Origin of the sequence: Streptomyces sp. NRRL WC-3549, assembly GCF_000721935.1 — a bacterium.
In the GTDB taxonomy this organism is placed as follows: domain Bacteria; phylum Actinomycetota; class Actinomycetes; order Streptomycetales; family Streptomycetaceae; genus Streptomyces.
Window position 1 is genome coordinate 3,556 of sequence record NZ_KL585463.1, and the last position, 1,034, is coordinate 4,589.

Annotated in this window: 1 protein-coding gene; it reads left to right on the top strand. The window is 67.6% G+C overall.

Translation table 11 applies throughout. The features are described 5' to 3' along the window. A partial coding sequence (locus tag IH13_RS39490; RefSeq protein WP_110085093.1) for an ISAzo13 family transposase occupies positions 1 to 1,013 on the top strand: 1,013 nt, incomplete at its 5' end. Positions 1,014 to 1,034: the final 21 nt, after the last annotated feature.

Sequence of the window (1,034 nt, forward strand, 5' to 3'; positions counted from 1 at the left end):
ATGTGTATAAGAGACAGGTGCTGGTGGGCGTCCACGACTTCCCCGATCCACAGCTGGGGAAGGCAGTGCCCTACGGGGTCTATGACCTGGCGGCGAACACCGGCTGGGTCAACGTCGGGACCGATCACGACACCGCTGCGTTCGCCGTGGAATCGATCCGCCGCTGGTGGCATGGCCAGGGCCGAACCGCCTACCCGCGGGCAACACGACTGCTGATCATCGCCGACGCGGGCGGCTCCAACGGCTACCGCACCCGGGCCTGGAAGCTGGAACTCGCCCGCCTCGCCGCCGAGACCGGGCTCACGATCACCGTGTGCCACCTGCCGCCCGGGACATCGAAGTGGAACAAGATCGAGCACCGGCTGTTCTCGCACATCACCATGAACTGGCGTGGCCGCCCGCTGACCAGCCACGAAGTCATCGTGAACAGCATCGCGGCGACCACCACCCGCACCGGACTGCGCGTGAGGGCCGCCCTCGACACCAACAGCTATCCCACCGGAGTGAAGATCGGGGACGCGGAGATGGCTGCCCTGCCGCTTACCCGGCACACGTTCCACGGCGACTGGAACTATGCTCTGCACCTCCCGCGGTGCCCTGCCATCCCGGCGGCGCGGGCCCCGCAGGCTGCCGCCGATCGGTGGGACCAGGCCCTGCTGGCCGATCCCACCCTGACCGGGATGTCCCACCGCCAACTGGACGACCTCACCGCAACACTGGCCCCCGACGGTGATACCCAGCGAGGTCGCCCACCCCGGCTCACCTTCCCCGATCAAGTCCTGGCCACCGTGCTCCACCTGAGAGTCGCCCTGGCCGCGGAACCTCTCGCCGTGCTCTTCGGCAGCAGCCGTACGGCCATGCACCGCACACTCCTGAAGAACAGAAGACTGTTCGAGGCCCACGGGGTCGCCATCCCGCCCGCGCCGACCCCACCCGCAGCCCTCACAACCCTCCAGGTCAGGGTCCTCGCCCTGACCGACGAGCCCGGCAACAAGATCAAGACGACGTGTTAATGAACTGCAAGCCCTTAGAAG